Consider the following 26,984-nt stretch of genomic DNA (forward strand, 5'->3'; position numbering starts at 1 on the left):
TTAGGCTAAGGCATGATCGCTAAAGGAATACGGCAATGAAAATTAAAGTCAAAAATCTTGGTGCTTTAAAGCAAGCCGAATTCACACTTGGCGACCTGACGATCATTTGTGGCTGCAATAATACGGGCAAGACTTACGCGACTTATGCGTTGTTTGGCTTTTTATATCATTGGCGACAAATGTTTACGATCCAAATCAAGACCGATAAGATCAGGCAGCTCCTTGCAGACGGCGTAATTCGTCTTGATATAGAAGAATATATTCAACAGTTTGAGCAGATTGTGAAGACAGGTTGTCAGGCATATATCCAGGAATTACCAAAGATTTTTGCTTCCCGTGCAGAACGATTTAAAACAACAGACTTTCAGGTAAGCCTGGACATCGAAAATATTAGTTTAGCTTTTGGTTTTAGTCAGGAAATTACCTCCGGCGAGGCATCACTTTTCTCTATTAGCAAAACTGAAAAAAGCACAGAATTAGTTGTAACTTTGCTTGTTGAGAAAAAGAAGGTAAAAATCTCTAACGACATCCTTAAACGCACAATTGCGGACGCACTAAAAGATATCATTTTTGAGCAGTTTCTTCCTAACCCTTTCATCGCTAGTGCAGAACGAACCGGTGCTGCCATTTTTCGCAAAGAGTTGAATTTTGCCCGCAATCGCTTGCTCAAACAAATGGCTCAGGCTGATAAAAACATCAATCCAAGAGAGCTTCTATCTAACGTATACCAGGCTTATGCGCTCCCAGTAGAAAAAAATGTAGATTTTATGGGGGAACTGGAGACAATTTTCCTAGAAAGCAGTTTCATTGCTGAGAACCATTCCGATGTGTTGACTGATTTCGCCGACATCATTGGTGGTAAATACACAGTCACCCGTAATGATCAACTTTATTATGAGCCGCATAGTAAACGGATCAAGCTTTCTATGGATGAAAGTTCTAGCGCCGTGCGTTCTCTACTAAATATAGGCTTTTACCTGAGACACAAAGCCCAGGTTGGTGATTTACTGATGGTGGATGAACCTGAGATGAACCTACACCCTGAAAACCAGCGCCGCATCGCACGGCTTTTTGCCCAACTAGTGAACCTTGGTATTAAGGTTTTCATCACCACCGAAAGTGATTACATTATCAAAGAACTGAATACGCTGATCATGCTCAACCACGATAAACCCCATCTGAAGCGAATTGCCCAAGTTGAAGGTTATCGACAAGAGGAACTGATCTCTTCTGAAAAAATCAAAGTCTATATCGCAGAAAAAGCATCTATAATACTAGACGGCAAAACAAAAAAAACTAAATGCCAGACCCTGACACCAGCCAACATCAGCCCAGAACTGGGTATTGAAGCCCGCAGCTTTGATACAACCATCGAAACGATGAACCGGATTCAGGAAGCGATCGTCTGGAGTGAGGAGTAATGTCTGATGGATTAATTGATATTACTATTCTCAAAGAGATGATCAATAAAACCGCTACAGTTTTATTGGAAGATGATGGCTACGGCAAAAATAAGGTCATACTCAGAGAGCCGCCACCCGCCAACTACGATGTAACTATTTATGGGATGCCCGATGATGATGAGGTCATCATCATCAATGCAGATAAATTTAAGTCACCGGATACAGTTTTTAAAGGAAACCGTGGTGAATGCAAACGTGCGGATTTTGTCATCGTTGCTGATACTGGCAAGAAAAAGGTCATCCTCTGCATTGAGATGAAAGCAAAGGCTAGCACAAGCACAGAATGGGAAATCATTCAGCAACTTAAGGGCGCACAGTGTTTTATCGCCTATTGCCAACAAATTGGTAAAAAGTATTGGGGACAAAAGAATTTCCTTGATACTTGTGTCTATCGCTTTGTCACCATCAGAAATATCAACATTCATAAGAAACCAACACGGGAGAAAATAACTGATGATCATGACAGTCCAGAGCGGATGCTAAAAATCAGTTCTCCACATTATCTTCAATTCAATCGTTTGATCGGAGGGAAAAAATAATGGCACTGCATAAAAACTTCCCCAACTTGCCCCACGCTATCCTCGATCCAACAAATCGCTGGTTTTCGGCAGTGCGATCGCACTTTGCTCTCATCCCAAGCGATCGCACCCTAACAACCCCAACAGAGTACAAGCAGGGATAATTTATAGTATGACTTTCGTAACGATTAACAGCTATGACTGAGCTACTTGAACAAGCGATCGCCAAACTGAAAAATTTGCCTGCCAATGAACAAGATGCATCGGGCTAGTTCCTTTGTCCAAGCGTAAAAATCAGTTTCGTAGAGGCTTGGTGAAGGCATTGGTATCTTTGGGTTTGTTTCAGTTACAGGCATTAGGTTAGTTCAACCTCAACGTCTTTGCTTTTATTGTAAAACTGTCTCAAATCGAGGTGATCAATAAGACGACAAAGGTGTTTGCACAAGCGGGATCTAAGATTTCAGTTGGAGCGATCGCGATTATGTGAGTATTATCTATAGGTGAGCGCTATGGTACTTTACCAGTGTCGGCGAATCAACTTTTGCGAGTCATCGAACTCAAACAGCTAGTACCGCAAGGCGGAAGTCAAAAGTCAAAAGTATTATGGAATGGGCTTTTTAGGGATTTTAAATGGTTGCTCTATTTACGCCGTGGCGTACTAGTGAAAAAACTTGGATTTCGCGCATTCAACCAGAAAACAAGCAGCACGTCGTTTTAGAAACGCCGAAACAAAAACCCGCTTGGAATTTATTGGCGGCTAATTTACCAGAGAATTTCAAGACGCGCTTTGTGTATTCTCCCGGTAAAGTGACGGTGCGTGGGTTAGGAGTTTTTAAAGCAGATCAACAATTGCAGAATTTGATTGATGCTTTCGGGAGAATGCAGGGTGCGATTCCAGAGGCAGCTATTGTTTGATCAGTTTTGCTCAAGTTTCTATAATAGTACCCTCAAGGGTACTATTAGATACATTTTTTAGTTGATATCGTAGCTTTTAAGTACAGCGATGGAGGCAATCTTTCCTCTAGCTGGCATTAAAAATTACAGGTTCAACAAAAAATGATTATGAATTCACTCAAAAAGTCCATGCGCTTGACCAAGATTTTAGCATTTGCTCTATCATTTCTGGTTTTCTGTTTCTCTACAGAGGCGATCGCAGCGCCAAGCACCCTTCCTACCTTAATGATCATGGAAACAGCGCCAATTACTGAAGGAAAGTTCAGTATCGACACAAAAACACCAACTCCTTTGCCAGATAAAACAGTCATTCGCTCTGCTAAACTTTTTTTAGAGCCTGGTGAAACTGGAACAATTAATAAGATTAAAATTACTGGCCCAAATGGACTTGAATTTGGTTGTCAAGATATTAAAGTGAAGAACGGTGTTGATTTAATTAAAGCCTGTGGTGGGCCTGCTGTTTTAGAAGCTGGAGGAGCGATTACTTATGTAGCTGAAGGAAGTGGTTTTGCACCAAGACTTAACACCAAAATAAAAGTGGTTTTATCAGATGATTTTTAGACACTACTTTTAACTGGAATTACAACCACAAGTTTAGTGAATAAGTCGCTCTAACTTTTATTCCAAGCACAAATTAGCCTTGTCGGCTTATGCAGTCAGTATTTGTGCTTGGAATACATTCTGCTATGTGAATACATTACTTATGTCAATAATCTATCCAGTAATACATTTCAGTCTTGCCTTGCTCGAATGGGTGTTAATAAGCTGGGCAATTCGTTTGTGGCAGCAATCAACCAGCCTCGCAATGATTGTGTTGCCTATAGTGCTAGTGAGCATTAGCTATGACAATCTCATTCTTTCAATAGGAAGTCTGATTGGTGAAGGAGAGCTTTTGAAAACTTTCAGTATGCTGCGCTTTCTATTACATTATTTGGTTGTACCGCTATTCATTGTGATTGGTGTTGAACTCGCTCACCGCGCCGGAGCTAGTTGGGCTAATAGAGTAGTACGGGTTTTATCTTGGCTAATTGCATTGGGACTTACAGCGATAGATGTTGCCACCCACTATTTAGGGTTGGAACTAGTTTCAATAGAGTTTGCGGGAATCCTGCGCTATCATGTTGCCAACTTGAGCGGCCCGCCAATTATCACGATTGTAGTTAATCTATTTGTTCTACTAATTGGCATTGGTATTTGGTTCCGACTGAAATGGCCGTGGTTATTTTTGGGAACATTGGTTTCCCTTGTTGGTAATGCTTTGCCCTCCTTAGCAGTAGGTACACTTGCTGGTAGTGCATCTGAATTTGTCATGGCTGTAAGTTTGCTCTTAACTGAGGAGTTTTCCCAAAGAACGAGACAAAGTATAATACCAATTCACAATTCGCAATTCGTAATTCGCAATTAAAAAACTTAGAGATACTTGCCTTTTAGGGTTTACATCTGCTTCATAATTTTAGTGAATTGGTATAAGCATTTATTCGTGAAATAGACGCGATCGCCCCACCCATTCAAGCGAACGCATTGAGCGTCTAGTAGAGAGGAAACCAAGCGATCGCCCCTCAATCAAGAGAGGAAAAATTAAGGATGCGTAGTTTACCACCATAGGCATCGCTTATCAAAGTTTACCAATCATGTGCAAGCCTAAAAATAAGCAATTTAACCAAGATAAGGATATTGTGGTGGTTTAATTTTCAATAATTCAGCCCAGTATTTTATAGCGTTATGTTTGGCGGTTTCTCTGTCACGCGATTTGTGAACTCTACCTATCTCGATTAGAAAAGATGTAAGTTTAATAGCAGTAAGTAAGTTAATCAATCCCACTGCTTTAACATTTTGTAAAAATAAATGTAGCAAAACTTGTAGTTTCTGTCTGTGACGAAAATATATCCACCATTTCATTTGATGTATGGCGATGCTGGTTTGATAACCTAATATGGTTTCTACTTGGGTTAATTTATCTTTAACCTGATGATAAAACTGTATTTCTTTATCAAAATTACCTGCTTCTTGGGCTAAAATAGCATCATCAGATAATTGATAAGCTTCACTAATTAATTTCCCTGCCGTTTCTGCCTGCTGTTGAGTATAACCAAGTTTCATATATATGGTAGCTGCCGCTGATGCCAATTGGGTAAACTTTTGGGCATCATGTAACCAATATATTTGTGCTTGTAATTCCCCTAATGTGGCTGCTAAACTTTCATTCATGTTAAATCTAATCTTTTCTCTAAGGTATTGACCACAGCAGTATTTTAGATGTTAAGCGATGCCTACGGTGGTCACTGACTGTTAAGCGATGCCTACGGTGGTCACTGACTTGTACTGAGCGGCTTGCCTTGAGCGTACCCCTACGGGGAAGCAAGCTACGCGTAGCGTCTCTAAGAGTTGCCGAAAGGAGTCGAAGTAGCCTGTGTTGCCCTGAGCGGCTGGTGAGCGCAGTCGAACCATGCCGTTGGCGCAGCCTCTCCAAGAGTTGGGCCGAAGTGCGGCAAGCTACGCTGATCATCAAAGCTTTCGCGTTGAGCGGATCGTAGAGAGAAAATATATCAGTGCGATCGCGTACCCGCCTGCCATAGGCATCGCCCGATCCGATTCAAAGAGGAAACCCCAAGCGATGCCTGCCGAAGGTGGGCGGGTACACGATCGCAGATTTACTATATGTTTTCTAGTAGATTATTAGCCAGTTGTGACGAAGCGATGACCGAGCGCTTTTTGTTGCCTGAGAAGTTATTCTATAGCGTTGGGTCAACAACTGGCGATTTGTGGCTGTTGCGTTCTGTTGATATCTCATTTAAGCTGCAAAACAGAAATTTGTTATGCCAAATTGCCAGAACCTTTGAACAGCGATAAAAGCTATGAGCGATCGCTGATCATTCAAGTCAGGAAGCAATAACTGAATTGCTTTATCTCACCGTACCCGTACACCCAGTTTTGTATCCCAGTGGAGGGGTTTATCTGCTTTTTGCAGGGGAGATTCCGGTATTTTACCTATAGAAACGCCGTATTTCCAGTTTGGCGGACAGATGGCAATGTAACGTGCATAACCTCCTAAACCACCTTTGAATTTAGGATATCCAATAGAGATCAAAGCGCCTGTTTCTGGCACCTGATCTAGATTTGCAATACCCTCTGCTTGGGTATATCCATTTTTCAACAGCCAAGCTTCTCCTTCATACGTTGGGGTGCTGTCTGTATCAAGGGGTTCGTGTCCGTGGAAAAGAATTTGACGCTGAAGGTGGAGAAACTGCAAAGCTTCTAGCTTCACCCCAGGAAACTTAGTTCTTGTAGCTAATTCGGGGTTTGGCCATGATGAAGACCAATCAGAGCGAACAAACACAACTGAGCCTTTTGGAATCCTGCCATGTTTGCGTTCCCAATCCTGAATATCTTTGATACTCAGGTAATAATTGGGGTCTAGAGCAACTTGATCTTGAATCGGAATTACTACTAGAGGGCGAACGGCAAAAGTAGCTGGCAATTCATCAATAGCTGGATAGTCAGGGTTCCAGTGAGCAGGGGGATCTAGTTGGGTTCCTAGCTGATCGGTGGATAAATCGTAATCAGTTGCTTCAAACCCATCTTTTTGATAGGTGTATGACTCACCTGTTTTTGGGTTGATGGCAGGCGCAAACTTGGATGAACCAAAACCTGACCATACAGGAATTAAAGGAGCGATTGCATGAGTCAAGTCAACATATTTTGCTGATTTGAGTGAGTGCTGATAAACTTGCCACAGAGAAGGCTTACGTAATGGCTGTACAGCGTTTGCAGACATAAAACCAGCACTAAACAGAACTATTAAACAAACAATTCCCCAAAAAGTTTTTTGAAATATTTGACGCCAAAATCTATCTAGTTTCTGCTTCAAATATGAATGGTTTGTCATTTTTTATTACTTTTGAAGGCTCTAATTGTTTTACCACAAATTGCTACATTGTTTATGCTGGAGATATTTCAGGGTATTTTGTCGTATTTGCAAGGCTGCTATCTCATAAGACTAATGTTCTAATAGTCATTCCTGTTGTATTGATTCCCTTAACCCTTAGATGTACCCAAATACGTATATTCGGGAGGATGAAAACCACCGACTTGATCGCCCCCATTCCCCTCGACACCCCAGATGATAGATTAAAGACAAACCACCGGAATACCGCCCTTCATTCAAACTTTCGCGTTGAGCGTCTCGTAGAAAGGAAAATGGGAGAGCGTCGCACCCACCCCAACCCCCCATGAGTACTAGACTATATCTCTAGATTATATCTGTAGTTAGAGTTTTACTAGTTATAATTGAGCAATTATTCAACCATTTGTATGAGGTAAACAGTAAGTGAATAGATGTACTTTGTTATTCATAACAGCATGAAAAACAAAATACTTATACTTTTACCAAATTTTATTTACCGTGAATGTTAATCTAAGTTTTCGGCTCTTGAAGCGAGTATTTACTTGTTTTACCCTAATTAGTTTAATAACAGCTTGCGAATCAATTCAAGCACAGCAAATAACTGACCAGCAATCCAAAGTTATTTTTGGTGCTAGTAATGGCGAAATAACCGAGCAAGGTTCTGTACGTACTTACTATATTTATACACCCAAGTCTTATTCTTATAGTCGTCCTATGCCATTAGTTTTAGTATTTCATGGGGACGATGGTAGCGGGCGCTCAATTAGTAATGTCTCTCGATTTAATGAATTAGCAGAACAAAAAGGGTTTATTGTAGTTTATCCTGATGGCATTGACCATAAATGGAGCTTGAGAAAGAATGGCAAAAGGAATATTGATGATATCTCTTTTGTCAAGAATTTACTTAATCATTTACAGCAAGTTAGAAATATTGATACCCGTAGAATCTACGCTACTGGCTTTTCTAGGGGTGGAATATTAACTCAGGCTTTGACTTGTCAACTATCTGATAAAATAGCAGCTTTTGCTTCTGTTGCTGGTTCTTTGCCAATGCGAGTTGAACAAACATGCCAACCGCTTCTTCCTGTATCAATGTTGATGATTAACGGCACAAACGACCAATCTGTACATTATCAGGGTGATGAAAAAACTCAAAAAGGAGCGCTCGTTTCGATTCCGGAAGTAGTAAATTTTTGGCGCGATCATAACCAATGTCCCACGTATGCTGCAAACGATGTAGCATTTGCCCTTGACAATTCTGGCAGTAGCGATAGAGTTAAAAGCTATTCCTACTCCGGTTGTAGTGCTGGTTCCGAGGTTTTAGAATTGGCTGTAGTTAATGGGGGACATCTTTGGTACGGTGGTACTTCTAATGATAAAGATATTAACAAGTTCAATAAAAACCTGGGTTTGGACTCAACTCAAGTGATTTGGAATTTCTTTGAGCGTCATACTCTACCTCCAGTTCCAAGCAAAAGCATCTCGTAGAGAGGAAAACCCAAGAGCGATGCTTTCGCGTTGAGCGTCTCTAAGAGTTGGCGGGCAGATACGCCATCGCTCCCTCACAGACAATTACTACAAAATAAAGAGCTTGGTCATCTCATAACCAAGCTCTTAGCTATCTCAATCAATTATTGTCGGTAGAATCGTCTCATCAGAAGCTATTAGGCAGCAGGTTGCTCTAGATTAACCTTGACAACTTTGTTCTTTTCTTGCTCGGACTTGGGCAGTGTCAAATTCAAGATCCCGTCTTTATAATCTGCGGTGACATTGGTATTTTGAATCCGAGCAGATAGAGGAATTACACGTTGGAATTTACCATAGTAGAATTCGCTCTTGGTAGTGCCATTGTTTTCGGTTTTAGTTTCAGACTTGCGCTCACCGCTAATGTGAACAGCATCTTCGGTGACTTGAATATCTAGGTCTTTAGCTTCTAGTCCTGGCAGTTCTAACTTGAGATGAATCGCATCATCAGTTTCGTGCAACTCAGCAGCCGGAACTCTGATAAAGCCTTTTTCAACCCGTGCAGAGGGGATTCTGGTATCTCCAAATAAGCCGTTGATGTGACGTTCTAAAGTGTTCAATTCTTGCCAGGGGTTGTAACGAACTAGCATATTAATTTCTCCCTTGTAACAGTAATAGTTTTTGGCTCAATTAACTGAGGATTTAATTCCTTGCTTTGATTCCCATAGTATTCAAAAATAACAAGCTGATGAATTCGGTTCTTTCACCTAATAAATAATGATTACCGCACAAAATTCGGCTGTAATAAAGATTACGGTTTACTCGAATTTATCGGTTCGGCAAACCCGAATAATAACTATGAATATCAATACAAGAGTTTAGATTAAGCCATGAGAAAATGACTCAGCAGCACTGAATTAGCAAGCTACACAGCTAAAAATATAAAAACTAAAAGTTCAAGCTGACTTAGCTGGTTCTTTCTTCTGCTTGACAGTACTTTTTTAATAATTAAGTAGCTAATTATAATAATTCATGATTCTCCAGTAGTCTAGCCAGGAGACTTTCTACGGGGTTTGGGTTTAGCAATTGATTGGCTGTCCACCAAGTTCCGCTATCGTTCAGCTTGAATCCCTACCAGCAAATCCGCTTGCAGCGTTGCACACGCAAAGGCTTCTTTCAATATGTCCTCAGCCTCACCAAGTATTTGCTATTTGGCAGTTGGCAGCATTTAATTAACTTCATGCTTAAGGACTCAGTACTCTCTCCAGCGACTGACTCCTCTTAAACTTTTGAATTTAGAATTGCTATATCATACAAGAGACAAAAATTAGCCTAAACCCCGAAAGCCATGCTTTGTCGACTCTGCCGTTATGATCACATTTTGTCCTTCATTAAGATGCGTTTGTCCTACCTTTCGTTTTGCGTATTGGGTGCAGGACTTCTGGGCATTCCCAATTCTCAAATAAGCGCTCAGAACCAGATCGCTGTGCCAGCTTTCGACTTCCAAGGCCAGTACCTCGTTATGGCTTCGGACACGGACATGCTCCCTTCTGCGTATATCGACGGGAAACTCGGTCCCATGGCCGGTCCCGACGAGCTCTCGGTAATACGGCTTGATCGGTCCCCTGCTGCTATGAAACCCATTCCGGTGGAGGTCACAAATTCAGTCATCGGTCCCCCTTCTTCGATCGCCCTCACACCGGATGGCAGGTACGCCATCGTGATCGAAACGCAAGGTCCACGTCCCAGCGAACTGCCGGATGCCAAGCTGAGTGACCTTCCTCTTGGCCGCACAATCACGGTCGTCGATCTTTCCGACCCGGATCACCCGAAAGTCGTTCAGAAGATCAAAGGGTTCGATAGTCCCCTCTCTGTGTCGGTCAACGCAGACGGCACACTCGTAGCCGTCGTCTTCAAGAAAACGCCTCAACGGAAGCAGCCGCTTCTGGCCATGTATCGTCTTCAACAAGGGAAACTCTCTAAGCCTTTCCTTCCAAGCATTCCTGGTCCTGAGGCTGGTGATGCCCTTGTGAGTGCGGAGTTCCATCCAAAGAAAAATGTCCTTGGGTTGGTCTACAGCGAGCATCCAAGGCTGTCCTTAGTTCAGGTAGACGCGACCTCAAAGGCCGTAGTTCTCTCAAGCTGGGGCGATCCCGTCAACCTCGACATTGCTCCTTTCCTTGTGCGTTTTACCCCTGATGGTCGGTTTGCCATCGTAAACGCAATGCTGCTCGGTACTGATATTCGTGGAACCGTTTCCAGTATTCGGCTTGAACAAAGCACAGCTGCGGATGGTACCCCGCACCATCTTCTCGTTTCGAGGGCAGACACTGGCGTGATGCCAGAGGGTTTGGCCATAAGCCCCAATCAGCACTGGATCGCTACGACGAATCTGGAACGCAGCGCGCAACCATTGGATGACCCCAAGCAAGGCTTCTTCTCCTCCGTCTCTCTGCTCCGGCTGGACCTGCAGACCGGGAGCATTGATCGCGTGGGAGAGTTTCCCTTCGACGGCATGTTACCCGAGTCCGCTGTCTTTGACAACACGAGTCGCTTTCTGGCCGTGGTGTGTTTTGCACATTTTGACCGCTCAAAGCCGAACGGATCAGTCGATTTCTGGAGACTGACAGGTGATTTCGCTGACCCCAAGCGTACAGAGCTGGTGAAGACTGACTTCTCGATCACAGTTGCACGAGGTCCACAGTCGATGGTGATAGCGCGGTAATTTAAAGGATTCGCTATGTTCGCTAACCTTCCTTCTGTTCTGTTGATCTGTACGAGCAAAGCTGAAATGTCACCCCTTTGCATAGGGCGAACGCACCTACATTCAGTAAATCGCAAACTTTGTCATATTTATCTGAATTAAACAATCTGCTTGGGAAGCAAACACTGCACCTGAGTCTGGGTGATCGCTGCTCAAACTCATTTTTTTCAGAAATACTCAGTGATTGTTTTTCGGGGATAATTCTTTTCCATAATTTCAAATCTAGATTTTTCTAGTATCGGTCTAATTATTCAATTAGAGGTTTACAACAGTTATTCTGAAGTAGTAGTTTGAGTAGAGCCGCCACTAACCAAAAGTGCTTGTTGTTTTGCCAGCACTTGTTCGCGTAATAAGAGTAATTGTCTATCTTTAATGCCTTCTGCGATTAATCCATCGACAGTTCTGATGAGATAATCAGCGCAGTCACCTAATTTTCCAGATGCGGTGGCAATACTATCAACAGTGGTTGTGAATGGTATATGATCAGCGTACCTGGGATGTTGACGATTGGCAACGAAGGCGATCGCTTTGAATTCCTGCGTACCATCAAACATCCTTACCCAACGAGCAACGTAGACACCAGCTAACATCTCGCGTCGCCAAATCAGCAGTAATTCGGATGGTACATCGGCAGCAGCAATTCGATAAACAATACCCCGACAACTACCGCCCCGATCAAGTCCTAAGAGTAATCCGGGATTCTCTGGAGTCCCGTAACCGAGGATCATCCATGTACAGAAGCGCCGATGCCAACCATAAATGATCCCAGCACGGCGCTCGACATATGTAATTAGGGGATTCCAAATCAGCGAACCGTAGGCAAATATCCAGATATCAGAATTTGGTGGTTGCTGTTGTAGTGTTTCATCGAGCGATCGCTGTAACTCGTCTTCACTCAGGGTAGTTAGCTTTATTCCAGAGTGTGATGCTTCTAATAGTCTCGCCTGTTCATTTCCAGCTTCGAGGTTGCTACGACTGAGTGACATAATGTAAATTTTCAGTAATTTCACTATAACTTTAAGATAAATTATCGGTTGTGATCAGGTTCGTAGTGGGTTGCTTAAAGTAGTATTTAAAGGCTGGCCAGCTTTCTGATAAGGGTCGCTTGATGCCTTTGCAGAGATAAATCGGTAATGTGCTTCTGAGTCCAACAATTTTCTCGTGAGTCACGATCGCGACGGTTTCAACGCTGTTAAAGGTTTGACGTAGGAAGGTGAGATTGCCACCAAGACTCAGGACGACGTTGCCAGAATAGTCCCGTGGTCCCCAAAAGTAGTAGCCTGTATGGCCACTGATGGCTTTTGGCAAGTGGTAGGCTGGCCCAAAAAAGTCGATTGCGCCTGCGTTGCCGTAGCTCCAAGCCAATATGGCGCATTCAGCCCGATCTCGTGGTAAAAGTTTCTGATAAGCCTGGGCGACTTGGGCAACTGTGTCTTCCCAACCCAGCATTAACCGAAAATGCCAAGGGGCTTGGGCAGAGTTCTCCTGAGCAAATTTAGAGAGGGTGGGAGGTCGGTAGATGGTATTGGAGTAGCGGATCAAGGATTTGATCGGGAGGATGGGTAGTGCGATCGGTAACAGCACCAGTCCACTGGCAATCAGGGCAATTAGGGTGGTGTATTTCCAGGCTGGGTAGTGCTGCAATCTTCGTTCTAGGAAGACGGCTCCGGCAGCGAGTAACATGGGATAGATCGGCAGTAAATAGTAGAATCGACCTTCAAATAAGAGGAACCAGCCCAGAATGATAATATAAGACCAGCCCAGGGCGCGATAGGGTTTTCCGGAACGGGTGAACAGGTAGTAGTAGAGGCCGCATCCCCAAAGGGGAACCGCACCGGGGTTGGTCAGGATGATTTGTTGCAGAATTAAGTCGATCGCGGATTGGAGCAGTCCTTTCTTCTCGTAGAGACTGGATTCACGCTGGTGTTCGAGGAAGGGCCAGTGGTGGTTGATTTGCCACAGGATAGTGGGGGTACAAATGCTGATCGCCAGGATGCTACCGATAATGATCCAGCGATTGAACAAGAGTCTGCGGGCGGGCGTGATCAAAATCCCAAGCACTAGGCTGACGATGAAGAAAAATATGGAGAATTTGTTCATCAACCCAATGCCAGTCACCACGCCTGCGATAGACCAGAGAGAGATGCGTTCGGTTTTAAGGATGTGGATGGTGAGATAGGCGCATAATGCCCAAAGCAATGGCTCAAAGGCATTCATTGTCAAGACGGTCTGGAGAAACAGGTATCCCGGTGCCAGGATAACGGCGAGCGCGGCGATGACTTGGGCGAAGCGGCCTCCACCCAGATCACGGGCGATCAGTCCAGTGAGAATAACGGTGCAAGCTCCGGCGATGGCAGGAAAGAGACGAATGGCAAAGAGGGAGTCTCCCAGCATCCACCGACTGAAATTGGCGATCGCGGGGGTGAGGGGAGGGCCTTCGGCAAAGCCCCAGTCGAGGTGTTCGCCAGCAGCCATGTAGTAGAGTTCGTCTCCGAAGTAGCCGTATTGCTGATTGGTGCAGAAATGGAGCAAGAGTTTGAACAGACCAAAGTAGCAAAGGATGGCGATGTCGTTGCTAAACCATTGTTGCTTTGCCGATTGGGGTGTTGAGGGGGCTGAAACCATATTCGTAAAACTCTAGATGGGTTAAGGATAGCGAAGCTACAACAAAGTGCGACGCGACAGCTAGAATCTTTGTAGGTAGTGTAATGGTTTTAGATACAACAAACAAGCATTTAACCAAAGAGTGCAAGGACTTTTTGCTGGGTGTGCGATAAAAAGTCTGCTTCGACATTTTATCTAAGTTTTCTGTGCCTATACTTTTATTCTTTGGCATCAGATGACTGGGGGCTTGAGACGAAGATGGGCCTCGAAACCTTTGAACACTTTTACAGAAGCAATAGATGCCTTTAGAACGGCTATGACAAGATCGATTTTTTGATTGGTTGACTCATAATCGTGACGTATTTGCTGCTTATAAAGCTAGTTTGGGCTTAATTTTTGTTTAAGTCTCATTAACCCAAGCGTATTGTTTTACCCTCCAGCTATGTTTTTCGTTACACTACCTATCTAAAAAAGGGCACGCCTGTTAAGCCTGCCCTTTAGCTTTAATTTTCTTGTCCCGTTGGTCGGATGAGGATTTCGTTGACATTAACGCGCGATGGCTGGGTGACGGCGTAAACGATCGCAGCTGCAATGTCTTCGCTTTGCAGAGGTGTAATTGCCTTGCGTCGTTCTTCGATCCGTTGTTTGGCAACGGGATCGGTAATTTGGTTATCAATTTCCGTATCCACCAAACCTGGTTCGATGATGGTGACACGGATATTGTCCTTGTGGACTTCTTGGCGCAATGCTTCGGAGAGGGCATTCACACCCCATTTGGTAGCATTATAAACACCGACGCCCGCCCGCGCTGTCCGACCAGCCACTGAGGAAATATTGACTATATGCCCCGATTTTTGCGCCTTCAACAGAGGCAAAACAGCATGAGTAGCATATAGCAGTCCTAGTACATTGAGGTCGAACGATCGCCGCCAGTCTGAGCTATTTCCAGCTTCAATAGTGCCGAGTAAGGCAATCCCTGCATTGTTGACGAGGATATCGACCCTTCCCAATTCTGCATTTGCCTTTGCCACCAAGTTATTTACCTGGGTTTCATCAGTCACATCGGTGACAATAGGCAATGCCTTGCCACCACTAGCTTCGATGCGTTTTGTCAATGCCTGAATGCGATCGCCACGCCTAGCAGCGAGTACTACTGTTGCTCCAACTGAAGCCAAGGCGATCGCAGTTGCTTCTCCAATTCCCGCTGAAGCTCCAGTGATAATTGCTACTTTCCCCTCTAATTTACCTATCATTTATCTAACTCCTTATTGATAATTGAATATTGGACATTGGGCACTTGTACTGAGCATCTCGACTTCTCTACGAGACGCTACGCGAACGCTCGATGGAGCCGGCGTCGAAGTAGCGAAGCCGAGGTAAGCCGTTGGCGCAGCCTCTCGTAGAGAAGTATGTATTGGGCATTGAGCATTAATTATTCCTCCCATGCTCCCCCTGCTCCCCCTGCTCCCCCTGCTTCCCCTGCTCCTCCTCCCCCCTGCCTCTTACTGCTCCTCAAAACGGATGCAACTGCTGCCCCACAAAGTATTAGGGCTGCGAAGCGAAAAGTTCCTTGGAACCCCGCAACGATCGCCTCAGGAGGGGCAACAGAGACATCTGCACCCGCAGACATGCTAGCAATTAGCGCTCCAAATACTGCCCCGATTAGAGAAACTCCTACTGTGTTCCCTAAGGTACGTGACAAAGACAGCAGCCCAGAAGCAATCCCTAGCCGCTCCCTCGGTGCTGCTCCCATGACAGTGCTGTTGTTGGGCGATAGGAATAAACCCAGTCCAATGCCGTAAATAAAATAGCGCGACACATAGCCTAACTCAGTAATTTGAGCATCAAAGGTGCTGATCCCCAGACAGCCGCCAATCATCAACCCCAGACCAATGGAACTGATCACTCGACCGCCGAAGCGGTCTGAAAGTGTTCCAGCTAGTGGGGCAATTAACCCACTAAGTACAGGCGACACGGCTAATAGCAGCCCCACTTTTATCGTCGGATAATGCTTGACGCCCTCTAGAAAGAAAGGGACGATCAGCAGTGAACCGCCAATAACAGTGAATGCTAGCCAGCCACTTAGCAAACCCATACTCAACTGAAGATTGCGAAATAGGTTTAGCTCTAGTAGTGGCTGCTCTACGATCGCTTCAACTACCAAAAAAGTCATAAAACTCACGGCGGCGATCGCTAATAATATCAATGCATTGCTACTGCTAAAGCCCTGGCTTTGCCCTAGCGTCATACCCAGGCCAAAACTACCCAGAGTCAATAAAGCCAATATGGCTCCAAAAAAGTCAAATTTCTGTTTGCCCTGAATGCGTACAGAAGGTGGCACCACCCTAGCTATTAAGAAACTAGCTATGATCCCCAGCGGTACATTGATGAAGAATATACTATGCCAGCCTGACAAGCTGAGGAGCAGTCCGCCAGCAGAAGGGCCAAAAGCAATTCCCAGTGACACTACACTACCGATGATGCCAACAGCCCGCCCTCGTTCAGAAGAGGGAAAAACTTCTGTGATGATTGCCAAACCAAGCCCAGAAATGAACACAGCACCTAGTCCTTGAAGGGCCCGAAAGCTGATCAACCACTCAATACCAGGTGCAAAACCACACAATAGCGAACTGAAAGTAAACAGAACAAGTCCCCCCTGATACAAGGACTTCTTGCCCCACATATCTCCCAGGCGCGTTGCCCCCAAAACTAAACTGGAACTGACCAACTGATAACTCAATACAGCCCATTGGGTCGTTAGGAAACTGGTATCAAAGGCTTGCACCAATGTGGGCAAAGCAACATTGATGATGCCGATATCTAGGGTAGACATGAATACCCCAAGTCCGACACCGAGTAAGACCCAATTTTTTTGAGAGCCTGACAAAGCCAGAGGTTGTGTTTGCAATTGTGCCAACGTTTAGCCTCCACCTTTGACTTTACGGTTATGAATAGTTTGCATACGTGTATTCATTGTAGGGTGCTATCCTGACTACCAAGTTCAGGAAACTAAAGATCAGCTGCCCAAGCTTTATGAAAGTATCAAGTCAATAGCCAGGATGCCTGCTATCTATAGTGGGATTTATTTTGAATTTTGAATTGCTTAAGCTGCCTGTGCTTGTTTTGATAACTGCACCTTAGGGACAACCTCTTGGGCGAATAGCTTCATTGTTTGCCTTACATGCTCATTCGCCAGTCCTGGCAGATGAATCTTGATCCCCAAGCGGTCTATCTGAGTGGCTGCAACATACTCGTTAAGTTGTGCAGCAACAGTTGCGGGGGAACCTACAATGTAATTGATGCGCTTCAACATATCTGCTAAGTCTTTCGGCGGCCCTACGGGGATGCGTCCTTGACGTTGTGCTTCTATGTATGCTGGTAACTTTTCTCTAACGCTGAAGAATATTTCGGCAGATGAGGCAACTGTCTTTTGAGCTTCGGCATCAGTTTGGGCAACGTACACCAGCCTAAACCCTCGTAATGCTCCAGTACCACCTGCTTGTCGATAGATATCGCTATAGGTGTTTTGAGCAGATGCTCCTTCCCCTTGTCCGACTAGTAGATTAAGACCAAGTTTAGCAGCTAAGACTATGGTTTCGCGATCGCGTACCCCTAACCAGAACAATTTTCCCAACCCTTGGCGGGGTACTGGTGTAATTTGGGAGCCTTGTCGCTGGGGTGAAAGGTAGTCTAGTACTTCCAGAAGTTGCTGACGGAAGATTTGATGTTTTTCCTCTTGGCTGAACCCAGTATGTTCCATATCAGCAGGACTTCCATGACCTAGCCCAAACATCACCCTACCATCAGTTAGTAAATCCAATAAAGATACGGATTCTGCAAAACGTAGTGGACTTTCTAAGGTGAGAATTTTAATTGCTGTGCCAAGTTTAATTCGGGTTGTTTCTCCTGCTAGCCTAGCGATGAACACTTTCGGAACTGGTAATCGGCCATAAAAGGGCCGCTCTCTGATAAAATGATGTTCTCCAAAAGAGCAGGATTCAAAACCCAGTGTTTCAGCCAATTGCACATCGGCGATCGTCTGAGCAAAAAATTCCCGGTCTTCAATATTAGGAGTAGCCCACATTTGGTGGAACAGTCCAATCTACATATGATTACCCTCTGCAAATACTTGGGTTTACCGTACTTTTGTGCTTAATACCAGACGTGCAATACAGTTTTACAAGAGACAACGCCTGTTGAGCATTTATAGTGCTAAATTAGCGGCTTCCATCCCAGACTATTTATGTATTTCATCCCTAGCGTTGGCGATTTTGTTTACAGCGATCGCACCAGGCGTTTCGTTGATCACAAATGCTCTGGATGAATTGAAAAATTCAGATTTTATCCCAGGCATCGACTTCTCAATCACTGGGAATCTCTTTCCTGCTTGTCATATATTTAATAGAGTACCTAGATACTCTTAACTCCAGACTCCTTCAACTAGATCAACGATAGTGTTCAATAAAATCCGGTAACTTGATAGGGTTACTGTATTTTATGCTAGTTAGCAAACTATCATAGACAACTCTAAGAAGCAAGCTCTAGAGTCGTTAAAAACTCAACTACTCCTCTCCCTCACTTGCTTGGAGCAAGCATTAGTTAAGGGATGTTTCGTTTTTAGCCCTCAATCATGAGGCAGCATTGAAGACAGGTTTCTGTTTCCTTTATCTGGTGACTGGCGTCCGGTGCCGACTTGAAGCGACTGCCGTCTCGCCGCCAAATCAAAGATTATGGGGATAGCCTTCACTGGGAACCAGGTAAAGTTATTGCTCAGACATTCCTGGCTCAATCCGCGCCCCAAGCTGAAGAACTCGTCCGAGATCATCAGCGTTTCGCCAGGTTTCAATTATCTTGCCATCAACAATCCAATGAATGAACATAGCCGTGAACGTCTGCTCTCGACCATGACTAGATATTCCAAAGAAACTTTCCTGAGCGCAGGTGTTGGTTGCACGCACCACAACTTTGTCGCCTTCAGCAATTACGTCTTCAATTGTCCATTTCTGCTCGATAGCCCCAAATGAACCAAAGAGTTTACGTACCCCATCTGTCCCTGGGGGAAGCCCAGGTAAACCACCGTGCATCTTCCAAGTTGGGGCAGTCATCTCGCAGATATCTTCAATCCGATGCTCACTAATGAGTTCAATCCATCGGCGAGCAATTATTTTTTTGTCTTCAATGTCAGACATTCCTGTTCCTTTTATACTTAAATTAAAAATATTGTTTATTTATCAGTGAATAACTGTGGGCTGATGCAAGTTCAGAAATAAATTTTTGCTCTGTGCATTATTGCTAATTTGTTGAGAGACAACCACTACTGCTTTAGGCAACCCCAAATATTATCGCATTCTAGACAGCATCTAAGACACTCTCATTACTGGTACACTGCCATGTACTTTAATTGAATGCCCTTAGGCATAGGGCATTTTACGGGTTTTGCCAATGCAGACAAACAACGGGTAATGTTTAGTATCATCCAAACTAACCAAAATCACTTCCTCATTGGCCTCAGCATAAAATCTAAAGATGTGTATATTATTAATTATTTGGGAATAATAGCTTAGAAAGTAACGATAATATTATTTGCGTTACTCAGTAACTTCAAGATAAAAAGGATTTATCAAAATGGATAATTTCGGTATTTACACCCTTGCTAATGACGTGGTGTTTGACCAACTAGTAGCTTTGCTAAACAGTATTGAGGCAAATGTTAGCGCAGATATTCCGATTTGTATTATTCCCTATGATGAGCGACTAGACCTAGTTAGACAAGAAGTTAATTCTCGAAAGAATGTAATCCTGTTTGATAATTGGGACCTAATTCAACGCTGGGAAGAATTTGTTCACCAGGTTTGGGCGGCTCACCCCAGGGAAAAAGAGACAAAATTATCACGCTCTAGTTGGTACAAAAGTCATTTACAAAGAAGATTTGTTGCTTTTGAGGGTATTTTTGATAAATTTGTATTTTATGACGCTGATAGCTTGGCAATGAAGCCACTAAATAATGTAATTGACAAGCTAGAAACATCCGATTTTGTTTTTGATGATTGGGAACACCTTAAGGATAGACCTGTTGCAGCATTAAATATTTCAGTTATAGAACAAACTGGACTGTATACAGAAGCAGATATACGTTCTAATATGCATTGTTCTAGCTTTTTTGGCTCTAAACGAGGGTTATTTACTGTTAAAGAAATTGAAATAATAAAAGAGCGATTAATTACCGATAGGGAAGTTGAATGGATTAATGGATATGGATGGTGGGATGATTCTTTTTTGTTTAGTTATATGACTTTGCGCTGCGATCGCCCACTGTTTAACTTTACACTTAGCCCCAATAGTCAAGATAGAACAGGCAACTGCGCTAATGCAGATCCCTTCGTCAATATTAACAATGTTCTTTACAATCAAGATGGCTTAAAACCAATTCACCGCATTCATTATATGAGCTATTCTTCTCGTGACTTTGCCCGTTTATGTCAAGGAGAAGATATCAATATCTGTTATAGAGATGAGTTCTTATACTATCGCTTTCTCAAACAGCCAGAACAAAAACCAAAACAACTAATACCACCTAGTATGATTACAAAAACTAGTATTGTTTTCAACAAAATAATGCAGAAAGTTCAAATAAGTATACGCTAAAATAATTTTAGTATAGAGTATGCCCAAAATTAGTGTTTGTATTCCTACTTTTAATCGTCTTCATCTCCTTCCTTATGCAATTGACAGTGTACTCAATCAGTCTGAGCAAGACTTTGAGCTAATTGTTTGTGATGACGGTTCTAGCGATCGCACACCTGAGTTAATATCACAGTACACAGACCACCGGATTAAATATATCCGTCATCTGCAAAATATTGGTAAAAGTAATAATATGCGCTCTGGCTTTGATGCTGCCAGTGGTGAATATTTTATTAAATTTGATGATGATGATCGGCTAACACCCGATTTTCTTGGAAGTACCGCAGCAATTCTCACTCAAGACTCTAGCATTGATTTTGTTGGTACAGACCATTGGATAATTGATATTAACAATATTCGGGATGAGGCAAAAACTCAAGACAATTCTCATCGCTGGGGTAGGAAGAATTTAGCAGCAGGTGTTGTAGATAATTTGTTGGAAGTTGTATTTATTCAACAAAGCTTTCAAATTGGGGCAACATTATTTCGCCGTAAAACCTTGCAAGAATTAGGATATATGCAGCCAAATCTGCAAAATTGCGAGGATAATGATTTATTTGTGCGTCTGGCATTGGCTGGGAAAAATGGCTATTACTTACCAGAATTATTGATGGAATATCGCTCTCATGCAGAGCAGCAAGGTATCAATCGAGCCATTCCTTATTTATTTGATAAAATCCGGTATTTAGAAAGTTATAAATTTGAGTCTGAAAAAGTAGAGATAATTAGGAAAAATCGTTTAACTGAAACGCAATTATTATTAGGTTTGCGTTTAATTGAAAAGGGTGAAACGCAAAAAGGTAGAGAGCTAGTTTTGGCGGGACAGTCTTTTTCAACTCCTAAAGCTTGGACTGGTTTAGGATTATCGCTGTTACCAGTTGGGTTGCGAGGTAAGGCGTTTAATGCATTGCGACAGGTGCGTGGTTAAGCTATAGAAATGCGTTGACGCAGCCCGCCGCAGGTAGCATCGCCTTTTTTCTATCAAGTACCTGGTATAAGTGGGTAATGGCTCACCCAGAGGTGCAGATAAAGACCGCAAATAGTAGGCAATAACCTACTCACAAAATAGGTAAGAATCAAATACTTTAAGTATTGTTTGAGTAATTCCTTTTACCTCCATCAGTTCTGTGAGTGATTGAAGTTTACCTTTACGTTTGCGTAGTCTAACAATTGCTTCCGCTCTTTTGGGTCCTATTTGTGGTACTTTGTATTTTTCTAATTCTTTCGCCGTTTTAATAGTGTTAAGGTTAATCTTATCTGGTGTAATTAACCTTCCTCGGTCAACTTCAGGTAACTTGTTTATAAAAGTTTCAATCTTTTTGACAGATTGAGCAAGTTGTTCAAGTTGCTTAGTAATACTTTCAGTTTCGTCAGGTTTTTTAACGTATGTAGCAGGTTCTTCAAATTTTTGAGTAAGAATTTCTACTTTTTGAGTAAGAATTTCTATTTTGCTATAAATATCTGTTTCATCAGTATTATGGACTTCTATTTTTTTTACGGACACAGCCACTTGCTCAATCTTTTGGTTTAGCGTTGCTGCTAATTTTTGAAAAAATTTATCAAGCTGTTCAACTATTCTTTGAGTTGATTCTGTGTCTTCATAAACTGATGGTAATACTACAGGAATAGAATCTGAAACCCCTAGCAACTGCTGCATTTCTTCTTTAGTAGCAGCAGCTTGCTCATCAGTCATATCAAATACCCAAACCCATAGCTTTTCAATGTCAAGTTCTTTAGCAACAAGACACCAATCAGCACCATAGACAACTTCGTACTCTTCTTCTTCACTGTATGCCTCAGTACGACGCACAATCAAAGGAATTAAGTTAGTACCTTGTTGAGTAAGGCTATTCCTTAAGTATTCGCACTTTTGAGAAGGAATTTCTAAAACTTCAGACTCTGGTATAGCAATTTGAAAAGTGTAAACTTGTCCGTGGGAGATTGACTTGATGCGTAAATACTCAACAATGCGATCGCGACGTTCTGCGCTATTCATTTTCCTACTCCTTTTCCTTGGTCACAGAAATCAATTGTTTAGCTAATTTTATATAGCAGTTAAAAGCATCCTGTGCAGCTTCTTTATCTTTAGAATTTAATTCTTTATCAAATTCTGCGAAGCAAATTGGATACCCTTTATTAGGTGTAGTTGAAACTATGCTCAGGCTTGGAATCCATGTTTCTTGGGGGAATAACTCTATATTTTTACTTTCAGGATTCTTTGATAAAATATCAAAAATCTGCTGAGTCATAGCTAAAGCAACCTTATTTGCGGCTCTATTGTACATACTGACTGCTATTCCCAAAATTGGCAGTGGTTCATCTTTGGATTCATCAAGTGCAATGGCTCTTGAAATCACATACTCTAATGCCCGGATAGGATAAGGAGCTAACTGGGTAGGAATTAATACTCCAGAAGAGGCCATGAGGGAAATAGTATTAGCTTTACCAAATGATGGCGGTGGGTCAATTAAGATATAATCATATTGATTACGATATTTGTTAAGCTTCTTGGCTAGTACGCGATCAATATCCGGTGTATTAATTAGCGTAGCTTCCATATAACTCAAACGAATGTGAGATGGAACAATATCTAGTTCAACATCATCCCACTTCTTATGAATAATCGTTTCTTCTAAGCTAGTTCTTGGTTCAGTCAGTAAATGGGTAATATCTTTTTTATCTTGCTTTTCAATATCATCCAGCGGATCTATTCCTAATCCCATTGTTAGATTAGCTTGAGCGTCAATATCAATCAGCAACACTCGCTTACCTAGCTTGTTGAGAGCAGCAGCAAGGTTGATAGTCGTTGTAGTTTTACCTACACCACCTTTGTTATTAAATACAGTAATAATCATTGATTTGCGTTCCTCCTTAGTTTCGGAAACTAAAATTTTTTCTTCGCTAATTTGTTGTATTTGGGAGGGAAAAGTCTTACCTTTGTTGAATAAACTCAACATATCTTCTTGTTGCACCTCTTTTGAGATTAAATTTAAAAATTGTAACCGAATATTTTGTTGATTTTTATACAGGGTGGAAGTAAAGTTTAAATAAGTTTTTTTGGATAAAATTTTGTAAAATGACCGATATTTATGAATAAGTGTGGCTTGGGAATACTCTACAATTGTTGTAATTTTTTCGTTATAGTTATAAAGTATACGAAAATCATAACCGTTGGTTAACAGTCCGATCACAGATCCTGTGTGACGCATGTAATTATTAATTTGCCAAACGCTGTGGGCAATGTTTTTACTGGGTGCTTTAACTTCAATAATTAAATAGGCAGGTTTTATTAAAGCGGAGTCTGGTTGACCCACTAGGAAGTCAAGCTTAGATTGTAGAATTACCACTTGAGACTGCCAATCGGTATTGCTGTAACCGAGAATATGCAAAAGGGGAACTACTACCTTTTGCTCTACATCCGATTCGTTACTATTTAGGGCGATCGCTTGAAAAATGTTTTGCAGGGTCGAGCCGTAGTCAGCAATCATACTAGCACCGAGAGGCATCCAACTTTACAATTCTATCCGCTAATTTCTCCCTTGTAAAAATTTTTGCCTCTGTTGCTAGTAAAATCTAAGAATGGCTAGAATCAAAGTGTTTACTTAACTTATTTGCGCTAAAGGTTTTGGCTACTGTATCTTGTCCCCACTGCCATCAACTCGTTGATAATCAAGCTATTAGTTGTCCCTATTGCCGGACAACACTCAAAGCTTACGGTCATCCCGGTATTCCATTGCACCGCGCCACTGGGGACGGGTATCTGTGCGACACCTGCACCTATCACGCTGATGATACTTGCAATTTTCCTCAGCGTCCTTACGCTAAAGAGTGTACCCTCTACCAAAATATTGAAGAGACAAAGTTAGATTTGCAACAGCAGCGTTCCACTAACAGTTTCGCAGTAACTGTGAAAATTTGGGTAAAACGCAATCAGGCTTTGCTGTTGCTGTTAGGTTTATTATTGGTCTGTTTGTTGTTCGTTATATTAAGGTCTTGATTTGTGTTTCATGGGGGATAGGGAATATAACGCTTCTCAGTTGAGTCTAATACAGACCTAACCCCCAGCCCCTTCCCTGCAAGGGAAGGGGAGTAAGATTCCATTCCTCTCTCCTTTTAGAAGCTAGGGTGTACACACAAGTATGACCAGCATAGGTTTCAACTCTTCTAGTAGTTTCATAGGGTGCATTATGGACACGCTAAAATAACAAATGCGATCGCCGAAATAACAAATGAGTCCGCCGAAATGACAAATGCGATCGCTGAAATGACAAATGCGATCGCCGAAATCACAAATGCGATCACCGAAATCACAAATGCGATCGCCGAAATCACAAATGCGATCACCGAAATCACAAATGCGATCGCCGAAATCACAAATGCGATCGCCGAAATCACAAATGAGTCCGCCGAAATAACAAATGCGTTGGCGTAGCGCGCCGCAGGCATCGCCATTATTGCAACAATTTAGCTTTGTCACGCCAGCGTAACGCACTGCAAATCTTTGGTAGATGAAGTTTTTCCGACTTGTGTGTACACCGTAGCCTTTTAGAAGAGAGGAATGGAAGTGAGGTCAGAGTGTATTGCATCCAAACGATAACCGCTATAGTGAATCGTCAAAAATAACAAACAATGCCTAATCCCTAACCTTCAGGCTGTGGTGATTTTGGATGCTTCAGCAACAGGCTCAATCAGTATCGGTGGCGCTTTTTCCTCAAAGGCGGCTAAATCGAACCAAAAAGTTGTGCCAATGCTGACTTCACTCACTAGATGGACTTTACTACGATGCCTGTCGATGATATTTCTGACAATCGATAAACCTAAACCCGTGCCTTCTAGGGTGTGAACTCGGTTTTCGACGCGGAAGAAGCGTTCAAAAATTGAGTGTTGGTCTTCTGTGGCAATGCCAATTCCAGTATCGGAAATTTCAATCCGCACTGGAGAAGATTGGGTGTGACTTGGTTTGAAATCTAGTTGGTAGGCGCGGATTGCTACTTTACCACCGGCTTTTGTGAATTTAAGGGCATTACCAATCAAATTGCCAAACACTTGTACTAACAGATCATAATTACCCATTACCAGTGGCAAATTAGGAGCAACTTCCTGAACAAGTTCAACACCTTTATCTTTTGCATTGAGTTGGTAAGTACGCAGGGTTTGCTCGATCGCTTGCGCTAAATCTACACCATCGAAATTATACTGGCGACCAGATTCAAGTTTTGACAAATCCAATACATCGTTAACTAGGCGGGTTAAGCGATCGGTTTCATTGTTGACAGTTTGCAGAAACTCTTGCCGTTCTTGTAAAGCTAATTCTTCGCCGTAGTCGTGCAGGGTTTCAATATAAGTTTTGATGTTAAATAGAGGCGTTCGCAGTTCGTGAGAAACGTTGCTGATAAATTGGCTTTTTGCATCGTTTAGCTCCACCTCACGGGTAATATCTTGGATAGTAATCGCAATACCTTTGATGCTTTCTCTTTGGACGTTGAGGACTGTAGTCAAGAGAATGCGAATCGTCCGCGGGATGGGTTGGTTAATAAAAATTCGGAATTCGGCGCTTTCGCATTCACCTGCTGCCATTTCGTACAAGGGACTGGTGATTTCCATTTGTACTGCTGGGGGCAAGTGATGTAACACATTGCAGCCTACTACATCAGCGGTTTCCCAGCCAAAAATTCGCTTTGCTGTGGGGTTAACTAATATCACCTGCATGTTGTTATCAATTAACACAGCACCATCTGCGATCGTTGAAACTAGGGTTTCTAGCTTCGCTTTTTCTGCGGTCAATTCCTCAATATTCTGTTCTTCATAGCGCTCTAATCGCTCTGCCATTTCATTAAAGCTTAAAATTAACTCCCCTAGTTCTCCCCCTAAAGGTAAATTAATCCGCTGCTTGAAATTCCCGGTAGCAATTTGCTTCACCCCCACTAGCAGTTCTTTTATTGGCTTAGTGATGGTCAAGGCGTTAATCACTCCTGCCAAAATCACCATTACCCAAATCGTGATAAAAACGGCAATGGTGACATCACGGGTAAAATTGGTGGAGATGACAGCGGTCTGATTGGGGTTGATACCGATCGCTAATACACCTAAATATTTTTTATTGACGATCAGGGGAATAAACACATCGGTGACTGTCCCATCTGGGGTCATGTGTTGCCGCACCATTGGCTTTTCCCCATCACCAGGGTAATCTTCGGGCAGTTGTATCCGCCGTTTAATCGTCAGGGAGTTTTCTACCTCCGCTTCCCAAAAAGGAATGCCAAAAAAGATTTCCCCAGTTTCATCAGCGTAGAGCATATAACGCACACTAGAGGTGCTGCTATAGAAGCGTTGTGAAAATTGGGCAACCTCAGTCAGATTATTATCAGCAACTAAGGGGGCAACGTTGGCAGCAAGCAGCAACCCCAAGTCACGACCAAAGCGGGTATCATTCATCCGCGCATCCTGCTGAATTGTATTCACAGCCCAGAAGGTCAAACCACTCATTACCAACGAAACCACCAATGTCGCCACAGCCAGCAGTTTGGTCTGGAGTGTGAACTCAGACCACCAACTAGCGATCGCATCTCGAATTGTTTTTAACAGACTTAGCATCTTAAATAAAGTTGTTAATAGTCTTTGTTATAAAG

At 42.8% G+C, this 26,984-nt stretch carries 30 protein-coding genes and 2 pseudogenes; 16 read left to right on the forward strand and 16 right to left on the reverse strand.

Annotation, left to right across the window (positions count from 1 at the left end; all coding sequences use genetic code 11):
- Positions 1–35 precede the first annotated feature (35 nt).
- From V7K49_RS30475 to V7K49_RS30485, 3 genes are read left to right on the forward strand one after another with little or no spacing between them, the layout of a single operon-like run.
- Positions 36–1,421 (forward strand): AAA family ATPase, encoded by a 1,386-nt coding sequence (locus V7K49_RS30475; protein ID WP_335208962.1) that lies wholly within the window; start codon positions 36–38, stop codon positions 1,419–1,421.
- Positions 1,421–2,002, forward strand: a complete 582-nt coding sequence (locus tag V7K49_RS30480; protein WP_335208963.1) for a hypothetical protein — start codon at positions 1,421–1,423, stop codon at positions 2,000–2,002. The genes V7K49_RS30475 and V7K49_RS30480 overlap by 1 nt, the downstream gene beginning before the upstream one ends.
- Positions 2,002–2,145: a hypothetical protein gene (locus V7K49_RS30485; RefSeq protein ID WP_335208964.1), complete on the forward strand. Its 144-nt coding sequence runs from the start codon at positions 2,002–2,004 to the stop codon at positions 2,143–2,145. The genes V7K49_RS30480 and V7K49_RS30485 overlap by 1 nt, the downstream gene beginning before the upstream one ends.
- 42 nt (positions 2,146–2,187) lie before the next feature.
- Here V7K49_RS30485 and V7K49_RS30490 read toward each other — a convergent pair whose 3' ends face one another.
- Entirely contained in the window at positions 2,188–2,337 is a 150-nt protein-coding gene (locus tag V7K49_RS30490; RefSeq protein ID WP_334866288.1) for a hypothetical protein, read from the reverse strand.
- A gap of 146 nt (positions 2,338–2,483) precedes the next feature.
- Between V7K49_RS30490 and V7K49_RS30495 the strand changes: the two are divergent.
- The 3 genes and pseudogenes from V7K49_RS30495 to V7K49_RS30505 form a co-directional block, all read left to right on the forward strand.
- Positions 2,484–2,896: pseudogene (locus V7K49_RS30495) on the forward strand (hypothetical protein); the annotation flags it as partial.
- Between the two features lie 147 nt (positions 2,897–3,043).
- Positions 3,044–3,496 carry a hypothetical protein gene (locus V7K49_RS30500; protein ID WP_335208965.1) on the forward strand — a complete coding sequence of 151 codons (453 nt, stop codon included), beginning with the start codon at positions 3,044–3,046 and terminating at the stop codon, positions 3,494–3,496.
- Between the two features lie 142 nt (positions 3,497–3,638).
- A complete protein-coding gene (locus V7K49_RS30505; RefSeq protein ID WP_335208967.1) occupies positions 3,639–4,340 on the forward strand; it encodes a hypothetical protein in 702 nt (233 codons plus the stop codon).
- A gap of 69 nt (positions 4,341–4,409) precedes the next feature.
- Here the strand turns inward: V7K49_RS30505 and V7K49_RS30510 are convergent, their stop codons facing one another.
- The 3 genes from V7K49_RS30510 to V7K49_RS30520 form a co-directional block, all read right to left on the reverse strand.
- Positions 4,410–4,538 carry a hypothetical protein gene (locus tag V7K49_RS30510; protein WP_335208968.1) on the reverse strand — a complete coding sequence of 43 codons (129 nt, stop codon included), beginning with the start codon at positions 4,536–4,538 and terminating at the stop codon, positions 4,410–4,412.
- Positions 4,539–4,591: 53 nt separating this feature from the next.
- Entirely contained in the window at positions 4,592–5,143 is a 552-nt protein-coding gene (locus V7K49_RS30515; RefSeq protein WP_335208969.1) for a hypothetical protein, read from the reverse strand.
- A gap of 81 nt (positions 5,144–5,224) precedes the next feature.
- The gene (locus V7K49_RS30520) at positions 5,225–5,383 is read right to left on the reverse strand and encodes a hypothetical protein (protein ID WP_335208970.1); all 159 of its coding nucleotides are present in this window, start codon (positions 5,381–5,383) and stop codon (positions 5,225–5,227) included.
- On the opposite strand from V7K49_RS30520, the gene V7K49_RS30525 reads away from it, so the two are divergent.
- Together V7K49_RS30525 and V7K49_RS30530 are read left to right on the forward strand one after the other, a co-directional pair.
- Positions 5,382–5,615 carry a hypothetical protein gene (locus tag V7K49_RS30525; protein ID WP_335208971.1) on the forward strand — a complete coding sequence of 78 codons (234 nt, stop codon included), beginning with the start codon at positions 5,382–5,384 and terminating at the stop codon, positions 5,613–5,615. The two genes, V7K49_RS30520 and V7K49_RS30525, sit on opposite strands and share 2 nt — an antisense overlap.
- Positions 5,594–5,785 (forward strand): hypothetical protein, encoded by a 192-nt coding sequence (locus V7K49_RS30530; RefSeq protein ID WP_335208972.1) that lies wholly within the window; start codon positions 5,594–5,596, stop codon positions 5,783–5,785. Before V7K49_RS30525 ends, V7K49_RS30530 begins: the two co-directional genes overlap by 22 nt.
- Positions 5,786–5,843: 58 nt before the next feature.
- On the opposite strand, the gene V7K49_RS30535 is transcribed toward V7K49_RS30530, so the two are convergent.
- A complete protein-coding gene (locus tag V7K49_RS30535) occupies positions 5,844–6,821 on the reverse strand; it encodes a cyclase family protein (protein ID WP_335208973.1) in 978 nt (325 codons plus the stop codon).
- 516 nt (positions 6,822–7,337) lie between these two features.
- Here V7K49_RS30535 and V7K49_RS30540 point away from each other — a divergent pair.
- Positions 7,338–8,327: an extracellular catalytic domain type 1 short-chain-length polyhydroxyalkanoate depolymerase gene (locus tag V7K49_RS30540; protein WP_335208974.1), complete on the forward strand. Its 990-nt coding sequence runs from the start codon at positions 7,338–7,340 to the stop codon at positions 8,325–8,327.
- A 176-nt stretch (positions 8,328–8,503) separates the two neighbouring features.
- Here the strand turns inward: V7K49_RS30540 and V7K49_RS30545 are convergent, their stop codons facing one another.
- The gene (locus tag V7K49_RS30545; protein WP_335208975.1) at positions 8,504–8,953 is read right to left on the reverse strand and encodes an Hsp20/alpha crystallin family protein; all 450 of its coding nucleotides are present in this window, start codon (positions 8,951–8,953) and stop codon (positions 8,504–8,506) included.
- 440 nt (positions 8,954–9,393) lie between these two features.
- Between V7K49_RS30545 and V7K49_RS30550 the strand changes: the two genes are divergently transcribed.
- Both V7K49_RS30550 and V7K49_RS30555 read left to right on the forward strand, forming a co-directional pair.
- Positions 9,394–9,588: a hypothetical protein gene (locus tag V7K49_RS30550; RefSeq protein WP_335208977.1), complete on the forward strand. Its 195-nt coding sequence runs from the start codon at positions 9,394–9,396 to the stop codon at positions 9,586–9,588.
- A 237-nt stretch (positions 9,589–9,825) separates the two neighbouring features.
- Positions 9,826–11,028 (forward strand): hypothetical protein, encoded by a 1,203-nt coding sequence (locus V7K49_RS30555; protein WP_335208979.1) that lies wholly within the window; start codon positions 9,826–9,828, stop codon positions 11,026–11,028.
- A gap of 311 nt (positions 11,029–11,339) precedes the next feature.
- Here the strand turns inward: V7K49_RS30555 and V7K49_RS30560 are convergent, their stop codons facing one another.
- Both V7K49_RS30560 and V7K49_RS30565 read right to left on the reverse strand, forming a co-directional pair.
- The gene (locus V7K49_RS30560) at positions 11,340–12,053 is read right to left on the reverse strand and encodes a gamma-glutamylcyclotransferase (protein WP_334866270.1); all 714 of its coding nucleotides are present in this window, start codon (positions 12,051–12,053) and stop codon (positions 11,340–11,342) included.
- Between the two features lie 31 nt (positions 12,054–12,084).
- Positions 12,085–13,692, reverse strand: a complete 1,608-nt coding sequence (locus tag V7K49_RS30565; RefSeq protein ID WP_335208981.1) for a glycosyltransferase family 39 protein — start codon at positions 13,690–13,692, stop codon at positions 12,085–12,087.
- A 151-nt stretch (positions 13,693–13,843) separates the two neighbouring features.
- Between V7K49_RS30565 and V7K49_RS30570 the strand changes: the two are divergent.
- Positions 13,844–14,075 (forward strand): annotated as a pseudogene (locus V7K49_RS30570) (IS701 family transposase); the annotation flags it as partial.
- A gap of 99 nt (positions 14,076–14,174) precedes the next feature.
- Here the strand turns inward: V7K49_RS30570 and V7K49_RS30575 are convergent.
- The 5 genes from V7K49_RS30575 to V7K49_RS30595 form a co-directional block, all read right to left on the reverse strand.
- The gene (locus tag V7K49_RS30575; RefSeq protein ID WP_335208982.1) at positions 14,175–14,924 is read right to left on the reverse strand and encodes an SDR family NAD(P)-dependent oxidoreductase; all 750 of its coding nucleotides are present in this window, start codon (positions 14,922–14,924) and stop codon (positions 14,175–14,177) included.
- 179 nt (positions 14,925–15,103) lie between these two features.
- Complete coding sequence (locus V7K49_RS30580; protein ID WP_335208983.1) at positions 15,104–16,588, reverse strand: DHA2 family efflux MFS transporter permease subunit; 1,485 nt, start codon at positions 16,586–16,588, stop codon at positions 15,104–15,106.
- A 186-nt stretch (positions 16,589–16,774) separates the two neighbouring features.
- Positions 16,775–17,755 (reverse strand): LLM class flavin-dependent oxidoreductase, encoded by a 981-nt coding sequence (locus tag V7K49_RS30585; protein ID WP_335208984.1) that lies wholly within the window; start codon positions 17,753–17,755, stop codon positions 16,775–16,777.
- A 153-nt stretch (positions 17,756–17,908) separates the two neighbouring features.
- The gene (locus tag V7K49_RS30590) at positions 17,909–18,040 is read right to left on the reverse strand and encodes a hypothetical protein (RefSeq protein WP_335208985.1); all 132 of its coding nucleotides are present in this window, start codon (positions 18,038–18,040) and stop codon (positions 17,909–17,911) included.
- Positions 18,041–18,434: 394 nt separating this feature from the next.
- Positions 18,435–18,860, reverse strand: a complete 426-nt coding sequence (locus V7K49_RS30595) for an ester cyclase (protein WP_335208987.1) — start codon at positions 18,858–18,860, stop codon at positions 18,435–18,437.
- A gap of 436 nt (positions 18,861–19,296) precedes the next feature.
- Between V7K49_RS30595 and V7K49_RS30600 the strand changes: the two genes are divergently transcribed.
- Together V7K49_RS30600 and V7K49_RS30605 are read left to right on the forward strand one after the other, a co-directional pair.
- Positions 19,297–20,316: an Npun_R2821/Npun_R2822 family protein gene (locus tag V7K49_RS30600; RefSeq protein ID WP_335208988.1), complete on the forward strand. Its 1,020-nt coding sequence runs from the start codon at positions 19,297–19,299 to the stop codon at positions 20,314–20,316.
- Between the two features lie 19 nt (positions 20,317–20,335).
- The gene (locus tag V7K49_RS30605) at positions 20,336–21,283 is read left to right on the forward strand and encodes a glycosyltransferase family 2 protein (RefSeq protein WP_335208989.1); all 948 of its coding nucleotides are present in this window, start codon (positions 20,336–20,338) and stop codon (positions 21,281–21,283) included.
- A 126-nt stretch (positions 21,284–21,409) separates the two neighbouring features.
- Here V7K49_RS30605 and V7K49_RS30610 read toward each other — a convergent pair whose 3' ends face one another.
- Both V7K49_RS30610 and V7K49_RS30615 read right to left on the reverse strand, forming a co-directional pair.
- Positions 21,410–22,351 (reverse strand): ComEA family DNA-binding protein, encoded by a 942-nt coding sequence (locus V7K49_RS30610; RefSeq protein WP_335208990.1) that lies wholly within the window; start codon positions 22,349–22,351, stop codon positions 21,410–21,412.
- 4 nt (positions 22,352–22,355) lie between these two features.
- Positions 22,356–23,843 (reverse strand): AAA family ATPase, encoded by a 1,488-nt coding sequence (locus tag V7K49_RS30615; RefSeq protein WP_335208991.1) that lies wholly within the window; start codon positions 23,841–23,843, stop codon positions 22,356–22,358.
- A gap of 137 nt (positions 23,844–23,980) precedes the next feature.
- Between V7K49_RS30615 and V7K49_RS30620 the strand changes: the two genes are divergently transcribed.
- Both V7K49_RS30620 and V7K49_RS30625 read left to right on the forward strand, forming a co-directional pair.
- Complete coding sequence (locus tag V7K49_RS30620; protein WP_334866246.1) at positions 23,981–24,352, forward strand: zinc ribbon domain-containing protein; 372 nt, start codon at positions 23,981–23,983, stop codon at positions 24,350–24,352.
- A gap of 183 nt (positions 24,353–24,535) precedes the next feature.
- A complete protein-coding gene (locus V7K49_RS30625) occupies positions 24,536–24,787 on the forward strand; it encodes a hypothetical protein (protein WP_335208992.1) in 252 nt (83 codons plus the stop codon).
- 215 nt (positions 24,788–25,002) lie between these two features.
- On the opposite strand, the gene nblS is transcribed toward V7K49_RS30625, so the two are convergent.
- Positions 25,003–26,949, reverse strand: coding sequence for a two-component system sensor histidine kinase NblS (gene nblS / locus V7K49_RS30630; protein ID WP_334866242.1), 1,947 nt, complete (start codon positions 26,947–26,949; stop codon positions 25,003–25,005).
- Positions 26,950–26,984: the final 35 nt, after the last annotated feature.

It is taken from the genome of Nostoc sp. (genome assembly GCF_036919675.1).
Lineage (GTDB): Bacteria > Cyanobacteriota > Cyanobacteriia > Cyanobacteriales > Nostocaceae > Nostoc.

Bases quoted from the DNA above. Each gene is read 5' to 3' on its own strand.
- V7K49_RS30600 (WP_335208988.1), top strand. From the start codon at position 19,297: ATGGATAATTTCGGTATTTACACCCTTGCTAATGACGTGGTGTTTGAC.
- V7K49_RS30515 (WP_335208969.1), bottom strand. From the start codon at position 5,143: ATGAATGAAAGTTTAGCAGCCACATTAGGGGAATTACAAGCACAAATA.
- V7K49_RS30585 (WP_335208984.1), bottom strand. From the start codon at position 17,755: ATGTGGGCTACTCCTAATATTGAAGACCGGGAATTTTTTGCTCAGACG.
- V7K49_RS30560 (WP_334866270.1), bottom strand. From the start codon at position 12,053: ATGTCACTCAGTCGTAGCAACCTCGAAGCTGGAAATGAACAGGCGAGA.
- V7K49_RS30545 (WP_335208975.1), bottom strand. From the start codon at position 8,953: ATGCTAGTTCGTTACAACCCCTGGCAAGAATTGAACACTTTAGAACGT.
- V7K49_RS30485 (WP_335208964.1), top strand. From the start codon at position 2,002: ATGGCACTGCATAAAAACTTCCCCAACTTGCCCCACGCTATCCTCGAT.
- V7K49_RS30575 (WP_335208982.1), bottom strand. From the start codon at position 14,924: ATGATAGGTAAATTAGAGGGGAAAGTAGCAATTATCACTGGAGCTTCA.
- V7K49_RS30510 (WP_335208968.1), bottom strand. From the start codon at position 4,538: ATGGTGGTAAACTACGCATCCTTAATTTTTCCTCTCTTGATTGAGGGG.
- V7K49_RS30475 (WP_335208962.1), top strand. From the start codon at position 36: ATGAAAATTAAAGTCAAAAATCTTGGTGCTTTAAAGCAAGCCGAATTC.
- nblS (WP_334866242.1), bottom strand. From the start codon at position 26,949: ATGCTAAGTCTGTTAAAAACAATTCGAGATGCGATCGCTAGTTGGTGG.
- V7K49_RS30530 (WP_335208972.1), top strand. From the start codon at position 5,594: ATGTTTTCTAGTAGATTATTAGCCAGTTGTGACGAAGCGATGACCGAG.
- V7K49_RS30605 (WP_335208989.1), top strand. From the start codon at position 20,336: ATGCCCAAAATTAGTGTTTGTATTCCTACTTTTAATCGTCTTCATCTC.
- V7K49_RS30615 (WP_335208991.1), bottom strand. From the start codon at position 23,843: ATGATTGCTGACTACGGCTCGACCCTGCAAAACATTTTTCAAGCGATC.
- V7K49_RS30565 (WP_335208981.1), bottom strand. From the start codon at position 13,692: ATGGTTTCAGCCCCCTCAACACCCCAATCGGCAAAGCAACAATGGTTT.
- V7K49_RS30555 (WP_335208979.1), top strand. From the start codon at position 9,826: ATGGCTTCGGACACGGACATGCTCCCTTCTGCGTATATCGACGGGAAA.
- V7K49_RS30595 (WP_335208987.1), bottom strand. From the start codon at position 18,860: ATGTCTGACATTGAAGACAAAAAAATAATTGCTCGCCGATGGATTGAA.
- V7K49_RS30505 (WP_335208967.1), top strand. From the start codon at position 3,639: ATGTCAATAATCTATCCAGTAATACATTTCAGTCTTGCCTTGCTCGAA.
- V7K49_RS30610 (WP_335208990.1), bottom strand. From the start codon at position 22,351: ATGAATAGCGCAGAACGTCGCGATCGCATTGTTGAGTATTTACGCATC.
- V7K49_RS30520 (WP_335208970.1), bottom strand. From the start codon at position 5,383: ATGGTTCGACTGCGCTCACCAGCCGCTCAGGGCAACACAGGCTACTTC.
- V7K49_RS30480 (WP_335208963.1), top strand. From the start codon at position 1,421: ATGTCTGATGGATTAATTGATATTACTATTCTCAAAGAGATGATCAAT.
- V7K49_RS30500 (WP_335208965.1), top strand. From the start codon at position 3,044: ATGAATTCACTCAAAAAGTCCATGCGCTTGACCAAGATTTTAGCATTT.
- V7K49_RS30525 (WP_335208971.1), top strand. From the start codon at position 5,382: ATGCCGTTGGCGCAGCCTCTCCAAGAGTTGGGCCGAAGTGCGGCAAGC.
- V7K49_RS30490 (WP_334866288.1), bottom strand. From the start codon at position 2,337: ATGCCTGTAACTGAAACAAACCCAAAGATACCAATGCCTTCACCAAGC.
- V7K49_RS30535 (WP_335208973.1), bottom strand. From the start codon at position 6,821: ATGACAAACCATTCATATTTGAAGCAGAAACTAGATAGATTTTGGCGT.